Genomic DNA, 262 nt, shown 5'->3' on the forward strand with positions numbered 1-262 from the left:
GCCTCGCCCCGGCGCGCGCATCCGGCGCACCGGCCTCTCCCGCCCGCCGCAGTTTCATGGCTTTCGCGGGCGCCACGGCGGGCGCAAGCCTGCTGGGCACGCTGCCCGGCTGCGGCGGCTCGACGACCGCAGCGAGCACCGCGGACACCGGCACGGCTGCATCGGTCGATCCGATCTGGGGCACCGGCGGCGCGGCGCAGCAGATCATCGACGCAGTCCAGCACGTGGCGCTCTCCCTGTTCCCGTCGACCGATTATCTGGT

Annotated in this window: 1 pseudogene; it reads left to right on the forward strand. The window is 74.0% G+C overall.

Going from position 1 to position 262, the window contains the following annotated elements:
• Nucleotides 1-56 precede the first annotated feature (56 nt).
• Nucleotides 57-262 (forward strand): annotated as a pseudogene (locus tag SB751_RS31865) (endopolygalacturonase); the annotation flags it as partial.

Source organism: Cupriavidus sp. SIMBA_020, from assembly GCF_046535395.1.
Taxonomy (GTDB): domain Bacteria; phylum Pseudomonadota; class Gammaproteobacteria; order Burkholderiales; family Burkholderiaceae; genus Cupriavidus; species Cupriavidus campinensis.